General features: G+C 40.2%; 21 protein-coding genes. 17 read left to right on the top strand and 4 right to left on the bottom strand.

The window, feature by feature from the left end:
• Nucleotides 1–3 precede the first annotated feature (3 nt).
• The 11 genes from OCU49_RS20210 to OCU49_RS20160 all read left to right on the top strand — a co-directional run bounded on the left by OCU49_RS20210 (nucleotide 4) and on the right by OCU49_RS20160 (nucleotide 10417).
• Entirely contained in the window at nucleotides 4–1035 is a 1032-nt protein-coding gene (locus OCU49_RS20210; protein WP_261842351.1) for an EpsG family protein, read from the top strand.
• A complete protein-coding gene (locus OCU49_RS20205; RefSeq protein ID WP_261842350.1) occupies nucleotides 1036–2205 on the top strand; it encodes a glycosyltransferase family 4 protein in 1170 nt (389 codons plus the stop codon). It begins immediately after the preceding gene.
• Complete coding sequence (locus tag OCU49_RS20200) at nucleotides 2189–3289, top strand: glycosyltransferase (protein ID WP_261842349.1); 1101 nt, start codon at nucleotides 2189–2191, stop codon at nucleotides 3287–3289. The genes OCU49_RS20205 and OCU49_RS20200 overlap by 17 nt, the downstream gene beginning before the upstream one ends.
• Nucleotides 3282–3854, top strand: a complete 573-nt coding sequence (locus OCU49_RS20195; RefSeq protein ID WP_261842348.1) for a class I SAM-dependent methyltransferase — start codon at nucleotides 3282–3284, stop codon at nucleotides 3852–3854. Before OCU49_RS20200 ends, OCU49_RS20195 begins: the two co-directional genes overlap by 8 nt.
• A 28-nt stretch (nucleotides 3855–3882) precedes the next feature.
• Complete coding sequence (locus OCU49_RS20190; RefSeq protein WP_336605350.1) at nucleotides 3883–4380, top strand: GDP-mannose 4,6-dehydratase; 498 nt, start codon at nucleotides 3883–3885, stop codon at nucleotides 4378–4380.
• Entirely contained in the window at nucleotides 4377–5285 is a 909-nt protein-coding gene (locus OCU49_RS20185; protein ID WP_261842347.1) for a glycosyltransferase, read from the top strand. The genes OCU49_RS20190 and OCU49_RS20185 overlap by 4 nt, the downstream gene beginning before the upstream one ends.
• Nucleotides 5285–6265 carry a UDP-glucose 4-epimerase family protein gene (locus tag OCU49_RS20180; RefSeq protein WP_261842346.1) on the top strand — a complete coding sequence of 327 codons (981 nt, stop codon included), beginning with the start codon at nucleotides 5285–5287 and terminating at the stop codon, nucleotides 6263–6265. Before OCU49_RS20185 ends, OCU49_RS20180 begins: the two co-directional genes overlap by 1 nt.
• 9 nt (nucleotides 6266–6274) lie before the next feature.
• Nucleotides 6275–6826 carry a sugar transferase gene (locus OCU49_RS20175; RefSeq protein ID WP_261842345.1) on the top strand — a complete coding sequence of 184 codons (552 nt, stop codon included), beginning with the start codon at nucleotides 6275–6277 and terminating at the stop codon, nucleotides 6824–6826.
• Between the two features lie 70 nt (nucleotides 6827–6896).
• Nucleotides 6897–8831, top strand: a complete 1935-nt coding sequence (locus OCU49_RS20170; protein WP_261842344.1) for a polysaccharide biosynthesis protein — start codon at nucleotides 6897–6899, stop codon at nucleotides 8829–8831.
• Nucleotides 8832–8878: 47 nt separating this feature from the next.
• Nucleotides 8879–9964 (top strand): Wzz/FepE/Etk N-terminal domain-containing protein, encoded by a 1086-nt coding sequence (locus tag OCU49_RS20165; protein WP_261842343.1) that lies wholly within the window; start codon nucleotides 8879–8881, stop codon nucleotides 9962–9964.
• 171 nt (nucleotides 9965–10135) lie between these two features.
• A complete protein-coding gene (locus tag OCU49_RS20160) occupies nucleotides 10136–10417 on the top strand; it encodes an HlyU family transcriptional regulator (RefSeq protein ID WP_261842342.1) in 282 nt (93 codons plus the stop codon).
• 25 nt (nucleotides 10418–10442) lie between these two features.
• Here OCU49_RS20160 and OCU49_RS20155 read toward each other — a convergent pair whose 3' ends face one another.
• The gene (locus tag OCU49_RS20155; protein WP_261842341.1) at nucleotides 10443–11111 is read right to left on the bottom strand and encodes an START domain-containing protein; all 669 of its coding nucleotides are present in this window, start codon (nucleotides 11109–11111) and stop codon (nucleotides 10443–10445) included.
• 58 nt (nucleotides 11112–11169) lie between these two features.
• The gene (locus tag OCU49_RS20150) at nucleotides 11170–11574 is read right to left on the bottom strand and encodes a DUF302 domain-containing protein (RefSeq protein ID WP_261842340.1); all 405 of its coding nucleotides are present in this window, start codon (nucleotides 11572–11574) and stop codon (nucleotides 11170–11172) included.
• A gap of 158 nt (nucleotides 11575–11732) precedes the next feature.
• On the opposite strand from OCU49_RS20150, the gene OCU49_RS20145 reads away from it, so the two are divergent.
• The 3 genes from OCU49_RS20145 to OCU49_RS20135 all read left to right on the top strand — a co-directional run bounded on the left by OCU49_RS20145 (nucleotide 11733) and on the right by OCU49_RS20135 (nucleotide 13933).
• On the top strand, nucleotides 11733–12584 hold the full coding sequence (locus OCU49_RS20145; RefSeq protein ID WP_261842339.1) for a formylglycine-generating enzyme family protein: 852 nt from the start codon (nucleotides 11733–11735) through the stop codon (nucleotides 12582–12584).
• The gene (locus OCU49_RS20140; RefSeq protein WP_261842338.1) at nucleotides 12585–13370 is read left to right on the top strand and encodes a class I SAM-dependent methyltransferase; all 786 of its coding nucleotides are present in this window, start codon (nucleotides 12585–12587) and stop codon (nucleotides 13368–13370) included. It abuts the gene before it with no gap.
• Nucleotides 13371–13543: 173 nt separating this feature from the next.
• Complete coding sequence (locus tag OCU49_RS20135) at nucleotides 13544–13933, top strand: DUF3461 family protein (protein WP_261842337.1); 390 nt, start codon at nucleotides 13544–13546, stop codon at nucleotides 13931–13933.
• Nucleotides 13934–14011: 78 nt separating this feature from the next.
• On the opposite strand, the gene OCU49_RS20130 is transcribed toward OCU49_RS20135, so the two are convergent.
• On the bottom strand, nucleotides 14012–14242 hold the full coding sequence (locus OCU49_RS20130; protein WP_261842336.1) for a hypothetical protein: 231 nt from the start codon (nucleotides 14240–14242) through the stop codon (nucleotides 14012–14014).
• An 11-nt stretch (nucleotides 14243–14253) separates the two neighbouring features.
• Nucleotides 14254–15135, bottom strand: a complete 882-nt coding sequence (locus tag OCU49_RS20125) for a hypothetical protein (RefSeq protein WP_261842335.1) — start codon at nucleotides 15133–15135, stop codon at nucleotides 14254–14256.
• Between the two features lie 109 nt (nucleotides 15136–15244).
• Between OCU49_RS20125 and OCU49_RS20120 the strand changes: the two genes are divergently transcribed.
• From OCU49_RS20120 to OCU49_RS20110, 3 genes are all read left to right on the top strand, one after another.
• Nucleotides 15245–16858, top strand: a complete 1614-nt coding sequence (locus OCU49_RS20120; protein ID WP_261842334.1) for a vWA domain-containing protein — start codon at nucleotides 15245–15247, stop codon at nucleotides 16856–16858.
• A 105-nt stretch (nucleotides 16859–16963) separates the two neighbouring features.
• On the top strand, nucleotides 16964–17443 hold the full coding sequence (locus OCU49_RS20115; protein ID WP_261842333.1) for a DUF2489 domain-containing protein: 480 nt from the start codon (nucleotides 16964–16966) through the stop codon (nucleotides 17441–17443).
• Between the two features lie 111 nt (nucleotides 17444–17554).
• Entirely contained in the window at nucleotides 17555–17821 is a 267-nt protein-coding gene (locus OCU49_RS20110; RefSeq protein WP_261842332.1) for a hypothetical protein, read from the top strand.
• The last annotated feature ends 5 nt before the right edge of the window (nucleotides 17822–17826 follow it).

Below are 17826 nucleotides of genomic sequence, written 5' to 3'. Positions count from 1 at the left end.
TTTATGCTAAATTCGGAATATTTTTTAGCTATCGTCTTTATTGGTCTTATTCTTATTTTAGTTAAAAGATCAGGAGGAGTGGTTCTTTTCGTTGTCGCGATTATGTTAGCCGTACGCTCTAATGAAGATGAGTACTCTAGATTGGTCCAGCAATATCCACCATTTAGTGATGGTGTGTATAGTTTTTTCCATCAATTTGGAACTTTTGGTGAGAAAGGCCCGTATATGTGGGCCATTAACACGTTTGTTAATGAATTCTCTTTGCCTGAAAGGTCTGTTTTGTTTATAACGACTGCTGTGACATGGATATGTATATTTATATTATTGAAGAAATTGGATGTGCCCCGTAATTGGGTTTTATTGCTCTTGTTTGCAAATAGTATATTTATTACGTCAATGTCTGGTTTGAGAATGAACTTATCAACAGCGATTGTTCTTTTGAGTGCGGTAAGATTATATTCGGGATCGAAAGTTGGAGGTTGGTGGGGATTGGTTGCAGCGGTAGCAGTACATTACGTTGCTATCTTAGGCCTCGTTGCTGTTGTTTTACGCAGATGTTTTACGAATTGGCCTGTTTTTTTCTTGTTGTTTTTCTTTACTTTAAGTTTAACTGGCCTTCCTGCTTGGGTCTTAGAAAATTTTACGACTGGAATTGTTGAGTCATATTTAAGGTCTAATTACGCATCAGCACTGGAAGGTGTAGATTATTTACGTTTTGTATACGGGTTTTTTCTTGTCTTAGCTGTCTGGATGCGACGGGAGTTTATTTTTAGCCAGTTTGGTTTCTCAAGACTGTTTTTTGATCTGTATGTATTTGGTTTGTCGGTAGGCTTTTTATTGAGAGATTTTGGTATATTTTCATATCGAAGCTTAGCAGTCTTTTCTCCTTTGGAGGCCATCTTATTAGTTTATCTTATTATGGCTTTAAGAGGGAAAGGGGGAGTTAGTTCACTTCTTGTTTTTGGTTTTTCGCTGTTTTTTGGTTATGTTAATTTTGTTGTTTTAGATAGGCTTCAGCCATACGGGATCTGGTAAATGTCAGGAAATTCTATTGTTTATATATCAGCTTCGGTTTATCCGAGTGTGTCTGCAAATTCAGTCCATGTGGCAAGGCAGGCCGCTGCATTATCTCAAAAAAATGAGTCTGTGGAGTTGTATGTTTGCAGCCCGTTAAGTACGGAAGACCTTCTACAGCATCTTTGTGAACATTATGGTAGTTTTGGTAAAAACCTTCGGCTTAGGAGAGTTTGGCTAGGTAGTGTGCGTGGTGCTACTCTCCAAATAGCTCTTTATTCGTTTTTCTGTGTATTCTTTGAAGGATTATTTAGAAGGAGGGAGGTGAAGCGGGTCTATACTAGAAATCTTTATGCTGCTTTTCTGCTAGCGATCTTGGGCCGAAAGCGTGTTGCATATGAACTACATGATATTGAAAAAGGATTTAGAGGGGGTATACAAAAGTTAGCTGTTTGCTCCTCAAAAGCTCATCTTGTAGCAATATCTAAAGCATTAAAAAGTGTGATTTGTGATATTTATAACGTTGCAGCGAATAAGGTTACGGTATTGCACGACGCTGCAGATATTTTTGAAGATTATTGTAGTGAAGAAGAGAGCTTAGACTTGCGGAAAGAGCTGTTTGGAGCGCAAACAGACAGGCGTTTTTTAGTCGGTTATGTAGGCCATCTCTACTCGGGTAGAGGTATAGACGTTGTAGCTAAACTTGCTGAGCTTAATCCAGATATAGGTTTTTTTGTTGTTGGGGGAACTGAAAAGGATTTGATTGTTTGTAAATCAACATTTGTCTTGCCTAATCTTAAGTTTGTTGGACATGTTTCTCATTCACGTGCTTCCCGTTACACAATGGTTGCAGACTGCCTTCTCATGCCCTATCAAAAGAATGTAAGTGTTGGGGCAGGTGAACGTGATACGGTGCGTTGGATGTCTCCAATGAAAATGTTTGAATACATGGGGAGTGGTACTCCTTTTATTTCGTCTGATTTGCCTGTTCTTAGAGAAGTTTTAAAAGATAATGTGAATTGTCTCTTAGTTTCTCCTGATAATATCGAAGCATGGAATAATGCCTTGCAAGAGTTGCGTCGGTGTGAACAACAGCGGTTTGAACTGGCACAAAATGCTTTTAATCAGCTTAGGTCAGAACATACGTGGGATAAACGGGCAGGGGCAATTTGTAATGTTATTAGCAGCTAACTTACCAATCCGTTTTGTGATAGTTATTCCTGCGTTAGTAGTTGAAAGTCCTGTTAGGGGGGCTTGTGCGTTAGCAAACGAGCTTTCTAAGCATTTCGATGTGACAGTAGTGAGCTTGAAGGGGGGAGAAGCGCATTGGTTGTTAGATGCAGGGGTTGATTACATTAATTTAGGACCATCTAAATCACCATTAATGTATGCTCTTGCGTATAAGAAGTTTATAACTTCTGTTAGTCTTAATTTTTCTTTGATTTCTATTTCTTTTTGTTTTTCGGCGGATTTTGTTAATTTTCTAACCAAAAATAATAACATTCGTATTAGTAGTATTAGAGGCGACTTATCTTCCGTTTATAGAAGTAAATTTGGTATTTTAGGGAAAAGTTTGGCCTGGCTTCAATATAAAATGATCTCTGGACTCGATTTTGCTCTTATCATGACAGAAGATATGCGTAAAAAAACCATTTCAGATGGTTTAACATGTGATATATATCATATGCCAAATTTTCTCGATGAAAAAAGAGTAGTTCAATATAGGCAGCCGTTAGCAGAAAGAAAAAGTTTTAGATTTGTTTTCGTTGGCTCATTAATATCTTTGAAAAAGCCTGATGTTTTTATTAAAGCTGGTCTCGAGTTAGCATTATTACACAAAAATGTAGAATTAATACTCGTTGGTGCTGGCCCTTTGGAGAATGACTTAAAGAAGCTTGTTGAATCTCTTGGAGGGGAGGATATAGTGTCTTTCTTAGGTTTTGTCGAAAGTCCACTAGAAGTTGTAAGTACTTCTGATATTCTAGTTTTGCCATCTTTGACGGAGGGAGTGTCTCGAGCTGTTATGGAAGCTTTATTCTTGGGCGTCCCTTGTATAATGAGAAATATTCCAGGTGCTCGTGACTTGATTGTTCCTGGAGTTAATGGTGCATTATTCAATAATGACGATGATTTAGTTGATACAATGTCTTCTTTTTTAAAAAATGAATATAAACAAAATCGTTATGAGTCTTTATTACCACTGCCTTTTTCCCAAAAAAAATCAGTTGAAGGGCTTTTGAGCTTACTTAATTTAAATGAGGGGAAGAATGACTAACTATACTGAATACCACGAGTACTTGCTTAAAAGAAGTTTTCTAGGGAAAATATATAGAAATTTATTATTATATCCAAAGCTTATTAAATACTGTAGTGGTCGTGTTTTAGATGTAGGTTGTGGAATAGGTGATTTTCTAACTTTCTGTGATGGGCGCATTGATGCTCATGGAGTCGATATTAACGAAAATAATGTCAAGTTTTGTCAACAGAAAGGCTTCAAATCAGCAGTTATTAATAATGGAATTATACCTTTTGAAAACGGTTTTTTTGAAACGATTATATTGGATAATGTAATTGAACACATAGATGAACCATCACAGCTGTTGTCAGAATTTGAACGAATTACAGCGAAAGGAGCTACGGTGATAGTTGGAGTACCGTGTTTGAAAGGTTTTAATTCTGATCCAGATCATAAGGTGTTTTATAGATGGGAGAATTTAGTAGAGGTTTTTGTTTCTTTTGGGTTTTCTCCTGTAAATAGTTTTTATATGCCTGTTAACACACCAGTTCTAGGAAAGATCCTCCGGCAACATGCCCTTTATGTTATTTTCGAACGGAATTAAATAACCCTTCGATATTTTTGAGGTTGAAATGAAAAACATCATCGTTACCGGTGGCGCAGGCTTTATCGGGTCGGCAGTTATTCGTTATTTAATTGATCACACTGATTACCAAGTGCTCAATCTGGATAAGCTCACCTATGCCGGTAATCTGGATTCGGTTGCTTCCGTTGCAGACTCAGAGCGATATCGGTTTGTGCAGGCAGATATCTATGGCAAGCAGGTGAGGGATGATATTTTTGTGGATTTTCGGCCGGATATAATTATGCGTCTTGTGACCGAAAGTCATGTAGGCCGTTCGATTGATGGCTTTGCTGATTTTATGCAGACGAATATTCTAGGCACTTATCATTTGTTGGAAACCGCACGTTCTTACTGGAGTATGTTTTCTGAAGAATATACTACAGCAGTAACAAGACCTAAGAATTCGGTGCTTTCATCGGATAAAATCTTTGAAATCTTTAGGATTAAAGCCAGTAGCTGGAGTACAAATATTGATGATTTGGTGAGAGGTATGCTTTCCCGGTGAGTATTCAGAAAGCATCTCGAGATTTTACCGGAGAGATCCCTCATTGCGCGGTATTGATGGCAGCCTATAATGGCGAATATTGGATAAGCCAACAAATAGATACAATACTTGACCAAGTGAGTGTTGAAATTACTCTGTTTATCAGTGTGGACTTATCCAGTGATTCAACATTAGATATAGTTCAGCGTCGGAGCGAGAAGGATGAGCGAATCAAAGTTCTTCCTTATGGGGAGAGGTTCGGAGGGGCGGGGAGAAATTTCTTTCGATTAATTAAAGACGTAAGTACTGAGGCCTTTGATCTTATAGCGTTCGCGGATCAGGACGACATTTGGCTGGATAATAAGTTAGTTACAGCCTGGTCTAGGATATCTTCTGGGATCTGTGATGTTTATTCAAGTGACGTCACTGCCTTTTGGGAAGATGGACGGACGGAGTTGATTAAAAAATCTTACCCACAACGAAAGTATGACTATTTGTTTGAGGCGGCCGGACCGGGTTGTACCTATGTGTTCTCGGCATATGCATTTTCTGAAGTAAAGAGGTTTGTATCTGAAAACTATCTATCGTGTAATGAGGTTACTTTACATGATTGGTTACTCTATGCGTATTGTCGGCAAGCAAAATTTTTATGGTTTATAGATGACGAACCTCTGATGCTATATCGACAACATTCTAGTAATCAAGTTGGAACAAATAATAATTGTAAAGCATATCTAAAACGATTATTGAAGGTTAAAGATAAATGGTATCGAGAACAAGTTGCCACTATTGCTGAGTTAGTTGTGCTGGGGGCACCTGGTTATTGTATTACGCGTAAATTTTTGCTGACTAATATTCGCGAACTACGTCGCAGGCCTCGTGATCAAGTCGTGCTATTTTTATTAGTGCTGTTGGGATTGTTTTAATGAATGTATTTTTAACAGGAGTTACTGGTTTTCTAGGAAGTCGACTTGCAGAAACTTTGCAATCTAAAGCTGATCTAAATTTGAGCGTAGCTGTAAGACAACCCGTCCAAGTATGTGGGGGGCGCGTATTTGAAGTACAGGGGCTAGATATTAGTACCAATTGGTCTTCTGCTCTCGCTGGTCAAAAAGTCCTTATTCACGCAGCAGCTCGTGCTCATATAATGAAAGACGAGGTGACTGATCCTTTAGCTGAATACCGTAAGGTTAATGTCGAAGGAACAATAAGCCTTGCTCGTCAGGCTGCCGCAGCGGGTGTTAAACGCTTTATTTTTATAAGCTCTATCAAAGTCAATGGTGAACAGACACAGTGCGGTAAACCGTTTACAGCTGAAGATATACCTGCACCGGAGGATGCCTATGGTCTTTCTAAGTGGGAAGCTGAACAGGGCTTACGGCAGCTAGCTATTGAGACGGGAATGGAAGTGGTGATTATTCGTTCTCCACTAGTGTATGGTCCAGGAGTAAAAGGTAATTTTGCCAGTCTAATAAAGATAGTCGCAAAAGGTTTGCCGATTCCGTTAGGTTCTGTCCATAATCAGCGCTCATTAGTTGCACTGGATAACTTGGTTGATCTTATTATCGCATGTGTAGATCATCCAGCAGCGGCTGATCAGGTGTTTTTGGCGGGAGATGGTCATGATATGTCTACTACTGAGCTACTCCGGGCAGTGGCCAATGCGATGGACAAGTCTCCACGTTTGATCTCGGTGCCTGAGTTATTAATACTGCTGATAGCGACAATAATAGGTAAAAAAGCTATAGCACAGCGGCTTTTAGGTTCTCTGCAAGTTGATATTTCTAAAGCCAGAAACTTATTAGGTTGGGAGCCGCCGATTAGTGTAGAGGAAGGGTTAGCGAGATGTTTTAGCGAATCATCTTTGCGTTCAGGTTTTTCTCCTAAAACAAGCTTACATAGATAAGGTGTTGATGTGATTCGCTTATTTGATTTTTTACTTTCGCTTATAGGGTTGGTGTGTGGTTTTCCAATATTACTTTTGCTTGCGTTGGTTGGTTTGTTTGATACTGGTTCACCGATCTATCGGCAGGAGCGAGTAGGAAAAAATTTGAAGCCGTTTACCTTAGTTAAATTTCGTACAATGAAAAAAGATACTGCTTCAGTTGCAACGCATTTAGCAAATATTTCTTCGATAACTAAGTTTGGTCGTTTCTTGCGTAAAACGAAGCTGGATGAATTACCACAGCTTTGGAATGTTCTCGTTGGTGAAATGAGCCTTGTAGGACCTCGCCCGGGGCTTTTTAATCAAACTGAATTAATTTCATCGCGTGATAAGCACAATGTTTATGCTGTGCGACCTGGTATAACAGGACTTGCGCAGATAAATGAGATTGATATGTCTACGCCTGAACTGTTGGCAGCGATCGACTCTGAGATGATTAGAACAATGACCTTGAAAAAGTATTTTAAGTATATTCTGTTGACGGTTATTGGAAAAGGAAGTGGTGATAGAGTGAAAGGATAGCGAATTTTTTTTTGATTTGATGTAAATTTATTTATTATTTATTATTTATTATTTATTATTAATAGAGTTTATGGACAAGTTCACTGCTCAGCATTCATCTCCGTCTCATTATCGTGTTTTAACCTTAAAGCGTAGTTTTAAGAAAGCGGTAATGGTCTTGGCAGATATAATAGCTCTTCCGTTTGCGTTGTGGTCTGGTTATGCCTTGCGACTTGCTGATTGGTGGCCAGAAGCATATTTATTTCAGGCTGTATGGCTTTTTATTTTAATGCCGTTTGTTGGTGTTTTATTATTTATGAAGCTTGGGCTTTATCGTGCTGTTGTTCGCTTTATGGGTGCGCAGGCTATTTTTGCTGTTACCAAAGGAGTGGCAATATTAGCTATTTTATTATGGGCTGCTTCTGAGTTGTTGACTATTCAGGCTTTTCCACGCTCGGTTCCGGTTATATTTGCTTTGGTTGCTTTAGTATATGTTGGCGGATCACGTTTATTAGTTCGTAGTTATTATCATTGGCTTTTAAAACATTATCTAGAGAGACGGAATGTTCTAGTCTATGGTGCAGGAGGCTCGGGAGTTCAATTAACAACAGCATTAAGTAGTGGGGCCGAATATTTTCCTGTAGGTTTTCTAGATGATGATAAAACTCTTTGGGGAGGGACTGTAAATGGATATATTGTCTATAATCCGGCTCGCCTTTCAGATTTAATTGATGACTATAAAATTACTCATATACTCCTTGCACTACCTGAAATAACTCATGCGAAAAGAAAGCTTATCTTAGAGCGAATTGCAGAGTTTCCTGTACATGTAAAGACTATGCCATCAATGCCTGAAATTATTTCAGGGGAATCGCTAGATAGCTTGCGAGAAATTGAGATTGAAGATCTTTTAGGGCGTGATGAGGTTCCACCAGATGACGGGTTACTACAAGAAAGCATCACTGATAAAGTCGTTTTGGTCAGTGGGGCAGGAGGATCAATAGGTTCAGAGATATGTCGTCAGGCAATTAGGGCTAACCCTTCAGTTTTAGTTTTATACGAAATGAATGAATACTCTCTTTATAAGATTGAGCAGGAGTTGATCGAACTTCTAGCTAAAGAGGAGGTTGATTTATTAATATTCCCAGTTTTGGGCTCTGTACTTGATAAAGTACGTATATCGAAGGTGATTAGAAGGTTTTCTGTAAACACTATTTATCATGCTGCAGCTTATAAGCATGTGCCTATGGTAGAGCATAATATTTTTGAAGGAATTACTAATAATGCTCTTGGTACGAAAACCATAGCTGAGTCGGCTAGAGATAATAAGGTTGAGCGATTTGTTCTTATTTCTACGGATAAAGCTGTCCGACCAACGAATATAATGGGCGCATCAAAGCGCCTTGCTGAACTGATACTGCAAGATCTTGCTGTTAGATCAAATGGGACTATCTTCTCAATGGTGCGTTTTGGTAATGTGCTCGGTTCTTCTGGCTCTGTAGTACCTCTTTTCCGAAAACAAATTGAGAGTGGAGGACCTGTAACGGTCACACATCCTGAAATAACGCGCTTTTTTATGACAATTCCTGAAGCTGCAAGCTTAGTAATACAAGCGGGTTCAATGGCTAGTGGTGGTGATGTTTTTGTTCTTGATATGGGATTGCCTGTAAAGATTACTGAGTTAGCTGAGAGAATGATTAAATTGATGGGAGCTGAAGTGAGATCCGATTCTTCTTCCGGCGGCATTGAGCTTATATATAACGGGTTAAGGCCAGGTGAAAAGTTATATGAAGAACTTTTAATTGGTGATAATGTTTCAGGTACTAGTCATAAAAAAATATTACGGGCTGAAGAAGACTATCTTGCACATGATTATTTGCAAAGCTTATTAGATCAATTAGTTTTCTCCATGGACAATGGGGATACATTGAAAACTAGAAATATATTACAACAAATTGTTTCGGATTATACACCGTCTACTCATTTAGTTGATTGGCTTCAAGACAGTAAAAATATTGAGATGTAATATGTTGATTTTATTGTTTCGTTGACTTGCTATAAAGGATAATATTTATGAGTACCGTTAAATCTGAACGATTTGATGATGAGATTGATTTTTTTGAGCTTGCTGAAAAACTTTGGAAGTTAAGAATAATAATTATACTTTGTATGTTAGTTGGTGCTCTTTCTGGTGGTTTATATATTTTACTTGTACCTTCTGTTTATAATGGATCTGTATATTTATCTCCTCCAAACGAAGAAGAAATTTTTGAGTTAAATAGATTTGATTTTATTTTAAATGATGGTGTTGATAAAGTTGATGAAAACTCTATTATAAAAAGCGTGGATTCTGAGTATGTTTTTTCTAAGTTTTTGAGTTTTTCTAATTCAAATGAGCTTCAACGAAAATTTTTTAGAAGAGACGATGTTTATAACTACTTTATTGAAAGTAATAAGAATGAGAGTGATGCTTGGCTTGCATTTGAAAAATCCATAAAAGTATATGGAAGTAACCAGAAAGTTAATATCGTCTTTCAGACAGGCGATGCAAATTTGTCTGCTAAATGGGCTGGTGAGTTTGCGGAGCTTACGATAGATTATACTCGAGAAAGGTTGATTTCAAGTTTAAATGCAGAAATAAAATTGCGCTATGAAATGGTTTCATATGAAGCAAGTATTCGCCTACAGAATTATTTAGGCTTGCTTGAAATGGAGTTGATAAGGTTAAAAGAGGCTCTTGATGTGGCTAAAACTATTGGATTGGTACAGCCTTTAGAAACTGGTGTGTTTATTATTGGTAATAAACAGAATGAAAATATAATTAGTGATTTAAGATCCCTATATGAACAAGGTAGTAACTCATTAGAAACTGAAATAAGTGTGTTATCTTCTCGCGGTGAAAGCGAGAAATTTGTAGTAGGGTTATTAGAGCTTCGTTTGCGGCAAAAACAATTGTTAAGTATAGAGATAGATTCTTCAAAAATTATTCCAGCATTAATTGTCTATCCTGCTATTTCTGACGATAGACCTGTGAAACCTAAAAAGTTCCTTGTTTTACTTTTTAGTAGTTTATCGGGGCTGCTGCTGGGGATAATGGTAGCATTAGTTTTAGATATTTTTAAGTCGCGGAATTTTTTTAACTCTTTCTCAGTAAAGTGAAAGTTTTATAGTGTTTTTAAAGCACCATGTTCTTTGATTGATACGTATTTTAAGTAGTAGCAGTGTTTTATAAGCGACAAAAAATAACCATAAAATACTATTTATCTAGTGTCGGAGTATGGTAACGATTATTTAGGTGTAAAGCCTGTTATTGATAATTAGGAGAGTAGTGTGAGTCTTTTTTCAGCTTTGAAATCAATATTTTCAGGTAGTTCTGTACCAGAGCAACCTAAGTTTGAAAGCTTTACGCCTATTGAATATGAAGGTTATACAATCATTCCGACTCCGCAGGAAGAGGGTAGTCAGTATCGTATCTATGGACAGATTGTGAAAGGTGAGCAATCGCATACATTCGTTAGGGCCGATTTGTTACCTTCTGCTGAAGCTTGTAGGGATGAGATGGTGCGTAAAGCACGGCAGATGATTGATCAGCAGGGCGATGCCATTTTTTAGTTTTAAGCCTGAGAACTAGTCGTTCTCAGTAGCTATAGTCTGATAATGATCGGGCGTTGATTATTTGTTTTAATTTGTTCAAAGTTTCCTGGGTTGTGTCTATAAGCAGAGAATTATAGACAAACGCAGGGACGTTACCACCTGGGTCAGTCCAGGCCTGGTATTCAATTCGTGTATCTTCCCCAAGCTTAGTGATAATCCATTGTGAGTCAGAAGCGGTTATCCGCAAGCTGCGTTCTTGCAGTGGGTATTTATCGTAACAGTCTTTAAGCTTAATGGTTATTTGCTGCTCTGCGAAGTGAGTTGTTACACAGCTAATCAGGTCTCTGGGTAAAAAAGGCCATGGGCTTTCAAGTGTTGCCCGGGTTAGAAAGCTTCTTGGTGAGTAAATTTCAAGCGTATCCAGCGTGCGTAAATAGCTGAACCATGAAGGTGTTAGCTGCAGATCGCTAAGTACCCTGAAGACAAGTGTCGGTGGTTTCTTAACGATGAAATGTGCGCGTACCTGTTTAAAGGGGCTGTATTCTTGATCGTTTACTGGATAGCTATAGAGTGCGGTATAGATCTCACCATGTGTCGTGTTATCAGAAGGTTGTTGATTAAAACTGCTACAACCAGACAGTGCAATCCACATCATTGCCAGGAATGTATATCTAACTGTTCGAGTTGTTAATAATGCTGAAGAATCAGTCATAAGTATCTTTGTTCATCTGCTTTGTAGGTAAGACTGATCCCCAGCTAATTAATTCCTGCTAATTTCCTGCTGCCGTTGCGATTGTTTGTAATGCAGCCGTTATCTTTTTCAGTATGGCTTCATTATCTTCGATATTATGTCGCGCAGACATATACACAGGATCATTATGGGTTATCCATACCTTCTTTTCCTGATCTTCCCAGATCAGGTATTTCTGCGGTAAATCGATTCCTATCGTCTGAATCTCTTGCATGAGTGGTGTTCCAGCATAAGGATTGCCAAAGAGTAGTAAAGTTGTTGGGTGAAGTTCTTTACCTATTTTTTGTGCAGATGCGGCATGATCTAGCTTAGCTATAATCTGCATTTCTTTCTCAGCGATCAGTGATTCCAGGCGGCTTATAGTGGTTTCGAGATTGTAGTTACTTAAAGAGTGGATTAAGCCATCTTGTGCTGGGGTTTCCATGACGTATTACCTGCGGAGTTAATGTATGCCCGGAATATAAAAGTGCTGGGCATGTATTCCTATGTGCAGTACACCATTTTTTATGTCCGTTAATCCACAGTTGTAGCCTGTTCAATATCGGCTATGTCAGTATGTATATGATTATCATCGGGGGCTTTATGTATCAGTTACTTTATAAATATTTAACTGCTTTGTTAGCTATTTCCGTATTGTTTACAGTGCCTGTTAGCTCAGGGGCATCTTTCGATAAGGTTCTGGTTCCGGGAGGTCATTATCAACTTGGTTGCTCTGCTGGAGATGTTCGTTGTGATACCGATGAGGGTCCTGCTGGCGGTGTGAGTGTACGGGTTGAAAGTTTTTGGATGAGTTCGCATGAAGTATCAGTCGCTGAATATCATGCTTGCGTTGAAGAGGGTGTTTGTTCGAAACCATTCAGTTATCTGCGCACCCATTATTGTAATTATGGGGCACCAGGCAGAGATAATTACCCTCTGAATTGTGTGAACTGGAAGCAGGCTTTGCAATATTGTCAGTGGCAGGGAGCTCGACTTGCATATGATGTTGAATGGGAGTGGGCAGCAAGGGATGGTGCCACTACAGAATTTCCCTGGGGACGTGAGGTTGTGGATTGTTCCAGGGCGGTAATTGATCCTTTTGTGGCTGGTAAAGCTGATACTGAGACTGATGGCTGCTGGCGAGATCTGACCTGGCCCCGTGGCAGCTTCCCACCTAACCAGTATGGTTTATACGATATGATTGGTGGAACCAGCGAATGGCTGATGGATTGGTATCAGACGGACGCCCATCGTCAGTATTATGGGAACGGTGTGTTAACAGGCCCTCCTGAGGGAAATAGAAAAGTGATTAAAGGCGGATCCTGGGATGAGAAGCCTGACGCTCACAGAGTATCTAACCGGTTTGCTAAACCGATTACAGGTAATCCTGATTTATATGGTTCGAATGGTATTCGGTGTGTTATTCCTGTGAATGAAAAAGAGTTACTCAGATAAATGTTTATTTCAAATGTTGAATATAAGAGGCTGTTTACGGCGGGTGAGTTGTTGTATCGCTCAGTTTCTGTAGATCACGGTTATTCGATATATCAGCAGGAAGGCTATCGCTGGCTTCGCTTCAGTGATCAGCACGTGCAGGCTGCCGTTGATCTGAATCGACCATGGTATCCCGTATTTCCTTATTCGCAGGCCATGCTGATGGCAATTGTGATGGGGGAACTACCTGATAGTATTCTTAATTTAGGAATGGGAGGCGCTGCATTTGAACGATTTTTGTCATATAAACTGCCAGGCTCGCAGTTAACGGCTGTTGAGTTAAATGCTGAATTGCTGGCGTCAGTACAAGAGTATTTTTCGTTGCCGGAAAGTGTAAAGGTCTGTCTTGAGAGTGCAGATGAATATGTCGCAAATAGTCAACAGTGTTACGGTTTAGTAATGGTTGATTTGTTTGAATATAAAAAAATGGCTGAATGTATTAATGATCCGGTTTTCATTGCTGATTTACAGCAGAAAGTCAGCTATGAAGGTGTTTTGACAGTGAACCTTATGCCTGATAATCAGGCGCATCTGTTACAGATTTTACTGGAAATACGCCAATATTTTTCACATGTAGTCGTATTTCATATGGATACGTTTGAGAATGTTGTGTTGTTTTGCCGGCGTATGCCTTTTGTATCCTTAGATAGCCTGAAGAATCAGCAAGAAGCGCTTCATGATAAGTGGGGAATTGATTTTCCATTACTTCTGCAATACCTTACTTATCTGCCGGAACCTCATAAATAAAGGGTATCTTGGGGTAAGTGATGATTTACTTATCGATATTTTGGCATAGGTAATGGGATTGTGAATAAAGATGAACTCATTATGGGTCATTGGTTAGAAATACTCTCTTAAGAATTATTTAAGACTGCCCTATAATGAGCCAGGTTTGTCAATTTTTTACAAGGAGTGGTGTGATGTCTGCTGAGAAATTTCCAACATTGAAAGAAATGGGTATCGAAGATCCGTATGAGATCCAGCGTTACTCATCCCGCATCGAGAATGATATCGATGTGCTGAAGATTTATCTGCATCGCCATCAGGGCGAGTGGATGGCTAAGAGCAAGAAGTTTAAGTTTAAACGGGCGCATAAAGCAGTGCCTACAGATAGCGGTTTTGTACCTTTTCGCGACACAACCGAAGCTTCTCCATATTTTCTGAAAGCTGTTGCTGAGCTGGATCAGCTGGTGGCAGGCGAGAAGAAAGCTAAAGATAAGAAAGAGCATCTTATTGAAGAGCTGGATCACCTTGAGAAAGTTGTTTCCCGTAAAGTAGACGAGCTGCGCCGTCGTATCGATGAGCTATAAGCCTTACTGACAGGCTCCTCATTTTTCAGCAGATTCAGAAGCGCCGCCCGGCCGCTTCTGGATTTGATGTCTGAATCTCTAATCAAGACGTAACATATCATCGTCCTCATCAGCTGGTGCCCGTTTTAATAAAGGTTCGACTGCATCCTGTGCTTCTTCCCTGGTTTCTGACTCTATACTGCTGGCTGCCGGCTTATTCTCCTGTCTACTCTCCTGCTTACTAACAGGTGTTTCTTGTTGATAGTTAACGGCACAGCTGATCAGAAGTAAGCTGATGATAAAAGCGATAAGCAGGCGAATAGGTGACATAAGTAATCCCTTTAAAAGTCTGAAAGGTCTAAAGCGTTTTCAATTGCCCAATGAAATTCAACACTGCTGGCAATAGACGGAGTATTTTCAGGACTGTAATTCAAGTTTTTGAAAGCCTTGTTCGCTGTACACAGTGCCCTGTAAAACCACTGGCAATCCTGTGCATTCTGCGTCAGTGAGCTAAAACGTAAACCGTTGCGCGCCAGTAGCCACTGATAGGGTTCTGACTCGAGTACTTGTTTGGTGCTGTTAATAAAATCACAGACCTTAAGATACTCAAGCAAGGTTTTACTTTCACTTCGTTGTTCGGGCGATAAAGCATTCAGATAACAGGCCAGCATATTCTGGCGTAACTTATAGAGCGTGAATACATCTATAGAGGCGCCAGTTTTAGTTGTGAGGATTGCTTCTTCTAATAGGGAAAGGCTCTGTTGATAATCTTTAATACCCTGCTGTTGTGCCAGATTTAACTGTTCATGCTTACCATTTTTACGGAATACACTTAGCTGATCCAGCTGGATGTTCGCTGAAAGCCAGTAAAGGCGTGCTCGATAGAGCAGGGGGCCATATTGACATGCCTCTGTTAAGTACGCGCTTAATGCCATCTGGTCTGCAGTAAGGTCTGGTTGTTTAGGGTTATTTACCTGTCGGTTATACAGGCCAATCAGGGCTTCAGCAGATGATGGGAAAGGGGAAGGAAAACACTGATCGTGTAATTGCTCTAATATTTGGCGAATATGGCGTGAGGCTTTTCTGTGGGGGTGACGATATAGCCCATAGAGTGTTTTTTCATCGATGCCTGGCGGATAAATTAAACTTATCTGCTGAAGAAATTCGTCCCAGGTCCAGCCCTGGGCTTTGAGGCGATGAATTTTACTGTATAAATTTGCCATAACATAAAACTATAAGAATCAGAAGCCCGTTTTTGTCTTGAACTGGTATCAGTACATAGCTTGCTGAAAACCTAGCATAGGTGCAAATACTTTATGTGAGGAATTCAGTATGTCGGTTAAAACAAAACATTTGGCACTGGCGGTTTCGGCGGTCGTTATTACGGGTATTGCTGGTTGTGCTCAGCAAAAGTACCAACAATCTGAGAAGAAAATCGAAACTTCTGCGGAGGTTTTGCAAGAGCCGCAGGTTCAACTGCTATCTAAGATGGGGAAGCGCAGCCTGCAGGCTGATAGTACCTATATGCCAGTGATGGTGCCGGGTATCTCTACAGAAAATTATCAGCGATTCGAAAATAATCAGTCGCATTCTCCAGCATCCCGTCCATTAAGTACGTTTAGCCTGGATGTGGATACTGCCAGTTTTGCAAATGTACGACGTTTTATTAATGAGGGACGTTTGCCGCCGGTAGATGCCGTACGTACAGAAGAGTTGGTGAACTACTTTAGCTACGATTATCCACAACCTAAAGGAACAACACCTTTATCTCTTGAGTATGAGCTGGGTGCCAGTCCCTGGAGTTCAAAAGCAAGCTTGCTGAAAGTTGCTATGAAAGCCCGGGATATGAACAGTGACAGAGGTTCTAATCTGGTATTTTTGGTGGATGTATCAGGTTCGATGTCGAGTGCTAAGAAACTCCCATTGGTTAAACAATCGCTAAAACTTTTAGTCAAACAATTGAATAAACACGACAAAATAAGCCTGATTACTTATGCCGGTAACGCACGACAAGTATTAGATGCTACACCCGGTAATCAGCGGAGAAAAATTCTAAATGCGATTGATGCTTTGGATGCAGGTGGTGGTACTTATGGTGAAGGTGGTTTAAAACTGGCCTATAGCACTGCAGTAGAGCATCTGATTGAAGGGGGCGTAAACAGAGTTTTACTCACTACCGATGGTGATTTTAATCTAGGTATGACCGGTGTAAAGGAGTTGGAACGTTATATAAGTGAGCAGCGGAGCCAAGGCGTTAGTCTGAGTGTGTTGGGCTTTGGTGAGGGTAACTATAACGATCATCTTATGGAAACCTTAAGTAATGCGGGAGATGGTAATGCTGCGTATATCGATTCACTTCAGGAAGCGCGTAAAGTACTGATTGAGCAAATGGCGGCTAATTTTCATACATTGGCATGGGATGCCCGGATACAGGTAGAGTTTAATCCGGCCGTTGTACAAAGTTACCGCTTAATTGGTTATGAAAACCGCCAGTTGGAAGCTGAAGCATTTTTAGATGAGCGAACTGATGCTGGTGAGGTTGGCGCGGGCCAGACTGCTACTGCGCTGTATGAATTGATTTTACAGGACCAGCCATCTACCCATGCATTACGTTATCAGTCATCTGATGATCGTTATAACATGGTTGATAATACTGAGCTTGGCTATATTCGATTACGTTATAAAATACAGCAAGGTGGTAACAGTCAGGAACAGGCATTAGCCGTTCGTGCAGATAGAAATTGCCAGCTTTTACAGAGCTGTAGTCAGGATTTCCATTTTGCGGCTGCTGTTGCCGGATATGGTCAGAAGTTGCGTAATCATCAGTCATTATCGGCATTTAGCTGGCAGTCTCTGGCTGAATTAGCCCGAAAGGGGAAAGGCCAGGATATTTATGGGTATCGGGCAGGTTTTATTCAACAGTTACAGCTGACAGCAGAGCTGTGAAAAATCATCGTCGCTTATTTTCAGAACAGGCCAGAGCTCTATAGCTCTGGTCGGTTTTAGGGGATAATACATTCTATAGTGAATAAGAGAGGGTAGAGGTTGTGGATGTCTGAGACTGTGGTGTATGGGTTAATAATGTTAGGGCTGGTGGTGAGTGCCGGTTCGCTGTGGTTTATTTTGCGAGTGTTAGGTCAGCAAAAATCCCAGCGTGAAGAGAACCAGCGTCGTCTGGAGACTGTCGCAAAAAAAGCTCAGGAACACCGTGCATATTTAGTTGAAAGTTTACAGGTGATTGCGCAAACACTGATGAATGAAGAAATGTCCGTGGTTGAAGGCTCAATTCGTTGTCGTATGCTACTGGATAACTTAGATCCGCAGCTTTGTATGAACGACGATTTTGCAGTTTTCAGCGAAGTGTACGAAAAGACTCGGCATATTCCCCGCTTAAAGGAATGGAAAGCATTAAAAACTAAGCAAAAGCTTCCGCATATGCAACTAATGGATGATGTTGAAAATACCCACAAAGGCGCTGTTTTAATTGCGGCAGGTAAGCTGCGGCAACATCCTTTTGATCGTTATCATTAAGTAAGTATGCAATTTCTTCTGATTTTTTTTGTTACCTTAATTTTTCTGTTACTGCTAATCGTGGCTTTGGTGTTTGGTCGTACGCCTACATATCGTCCAAGCAGGAAGTCAGTGCTTGCACTTTTGCAGGGTATAAACGATGGCACGACAGGCCAGCAAGCCTGGGCGGTGTTTCTTGGATCACCAATCTTTCATGATGAAGCTTTAGAAGGTATTCGTCGTGGCTGCTATGAATTTGATGAAGGCCTAACTGAACTGCCTGCTAAGCCTGGGTTGCACGGGCGTTTATATGATGCGGCCGGACGGGCGTTTATTCATGAGCAGGCAGAGAAGCTGACGGACATTATTAAACACACACCTGTAACCCGGGATTTCTGATTAAA

The sequence above is a fragment of the Aliamphritea ceti genome, from assembly GCF_024347215.1.
GTDB lineage: Bacteria > Pseudomonadota > Gammaproteobacteria > Pseudomonadales > Balneatricaceae > Amphritea > Amphritea ceti.
This window is presented reverse-complemented; position numbering and strand designations above follow the sequence as displayed.

Coding starts and splice junctions, on each gene's coding strand:
- OCU49_RS20205 (WP_261842350.1), top strand. CDS start 1,036: ATGTCAGGAAATTCTATTGTTTATATATCAGCTTCGGTTTATCCGAGT.
- OCU49_RS20195 (WP_261842348.1), top strand. CDS start 3,282: ATGACTAACTATACTGAATACCACGAGTACTTGCTTAAAAGAAGTTTT.
- OCU49_RS20200 (WP_261842349.1), top strand. CDS start 2,189: ATGTTATTAGCAGCTAACTTACCAATCCGTTTTGTGATAGTTATTCCT.
- OCU49_RS20140 (WP_261842338.1), top strand. CDS start 12,585: ATGTTTATTTCAAATGTTGAATATAAGAGGCTGTTTACGGCGGGTGAG.
- OCU49_RS20180 (WP_261842346.1), top strand. CDS start 5,285: ATGAATGTATTTTTAACAGGAGTTACTGGTTTTCTAGGAAGTCGACTT.
- OCU49_RS20130 (WP_261842336.1), bottom strand. CDS start 14,242: ATGTCACCTATTCGCCTGCTTATCGCTTTTATCATCAGCTTACTTCTG.
- OCU49_RS20115 (WP_261842333.1), top strand. CDS start 16,964: ATGTCTGAGACTGTGGTGTATGGGTTAATAATGTTAGGGCTGGTGGTG.
- OCU49_RS20170 (WP_261842344.1), top strand. CDS start 6,897: ATGGACAAGTTCACTGCTCAGCATTCATCTCCGTCTCATTATCGTGTT.
- OCU49_RS20120 (WP_261842334.1), top strand. CDS start 15,245: ATGTCGGTTAAAACAAAACATTTGGCACTGGCGGTTTCGGCGGTCGTT.
- OCU49_RS20150 (WP_261842340.1), bottom strand. CDS start 11,574: ATGGAAACCCCAGCACAAGATGGCTTAATCCACTCTTTAAGTAACTAC.
- OCU49_RS20155 (WP_261842341.1), bottom strand. CDS start 11,111: ATGACTGATTCTTCAGCATTATTAACAACTCGAACAGTTAGATATACA.
- OCU49_RS20135 (WP_261842337.1), top strand. CDS start 13,544: ATGTCTGCTGAGAAATTTCCAACATTGAAAGAAATGGGTATCGAAGAT.
- OCU49_RS20125 (WP_261842335.1), bottom strand. CDS start 15,135: ATGGCAAATTTATACAGTAAAATTCATCGCCTCAAAGCCCAGGGCTGG.
- OCU49_RS20165 (WP_261842343.1), top strand. CDS start 8,879: ATGAGTACCGTTAAATCTGAACGATTTGATGATGAGATTGATTTTTTT.
- OCU49_RS20210 (WP_261842351.1), top strand. CDS start 4: ATGCTAAATTCGGAATATTTTTTAGCTATCGTCTTTATTGGTCTTATT.
- OCU49_RS20190 (WP_336605350.1), top strand. CDS start 3,883: ATGAAAAACATCATCGTTACCGGTGGCGCAGGCTTTATCGGGTCGGCA.
- OCU49_RS20145 (WP_261842339.1), top strand. CDS start 11,733: ATGTATCAGTTACTTTATAAATATTTAACTGCTTTGTTAGCTATTTCC.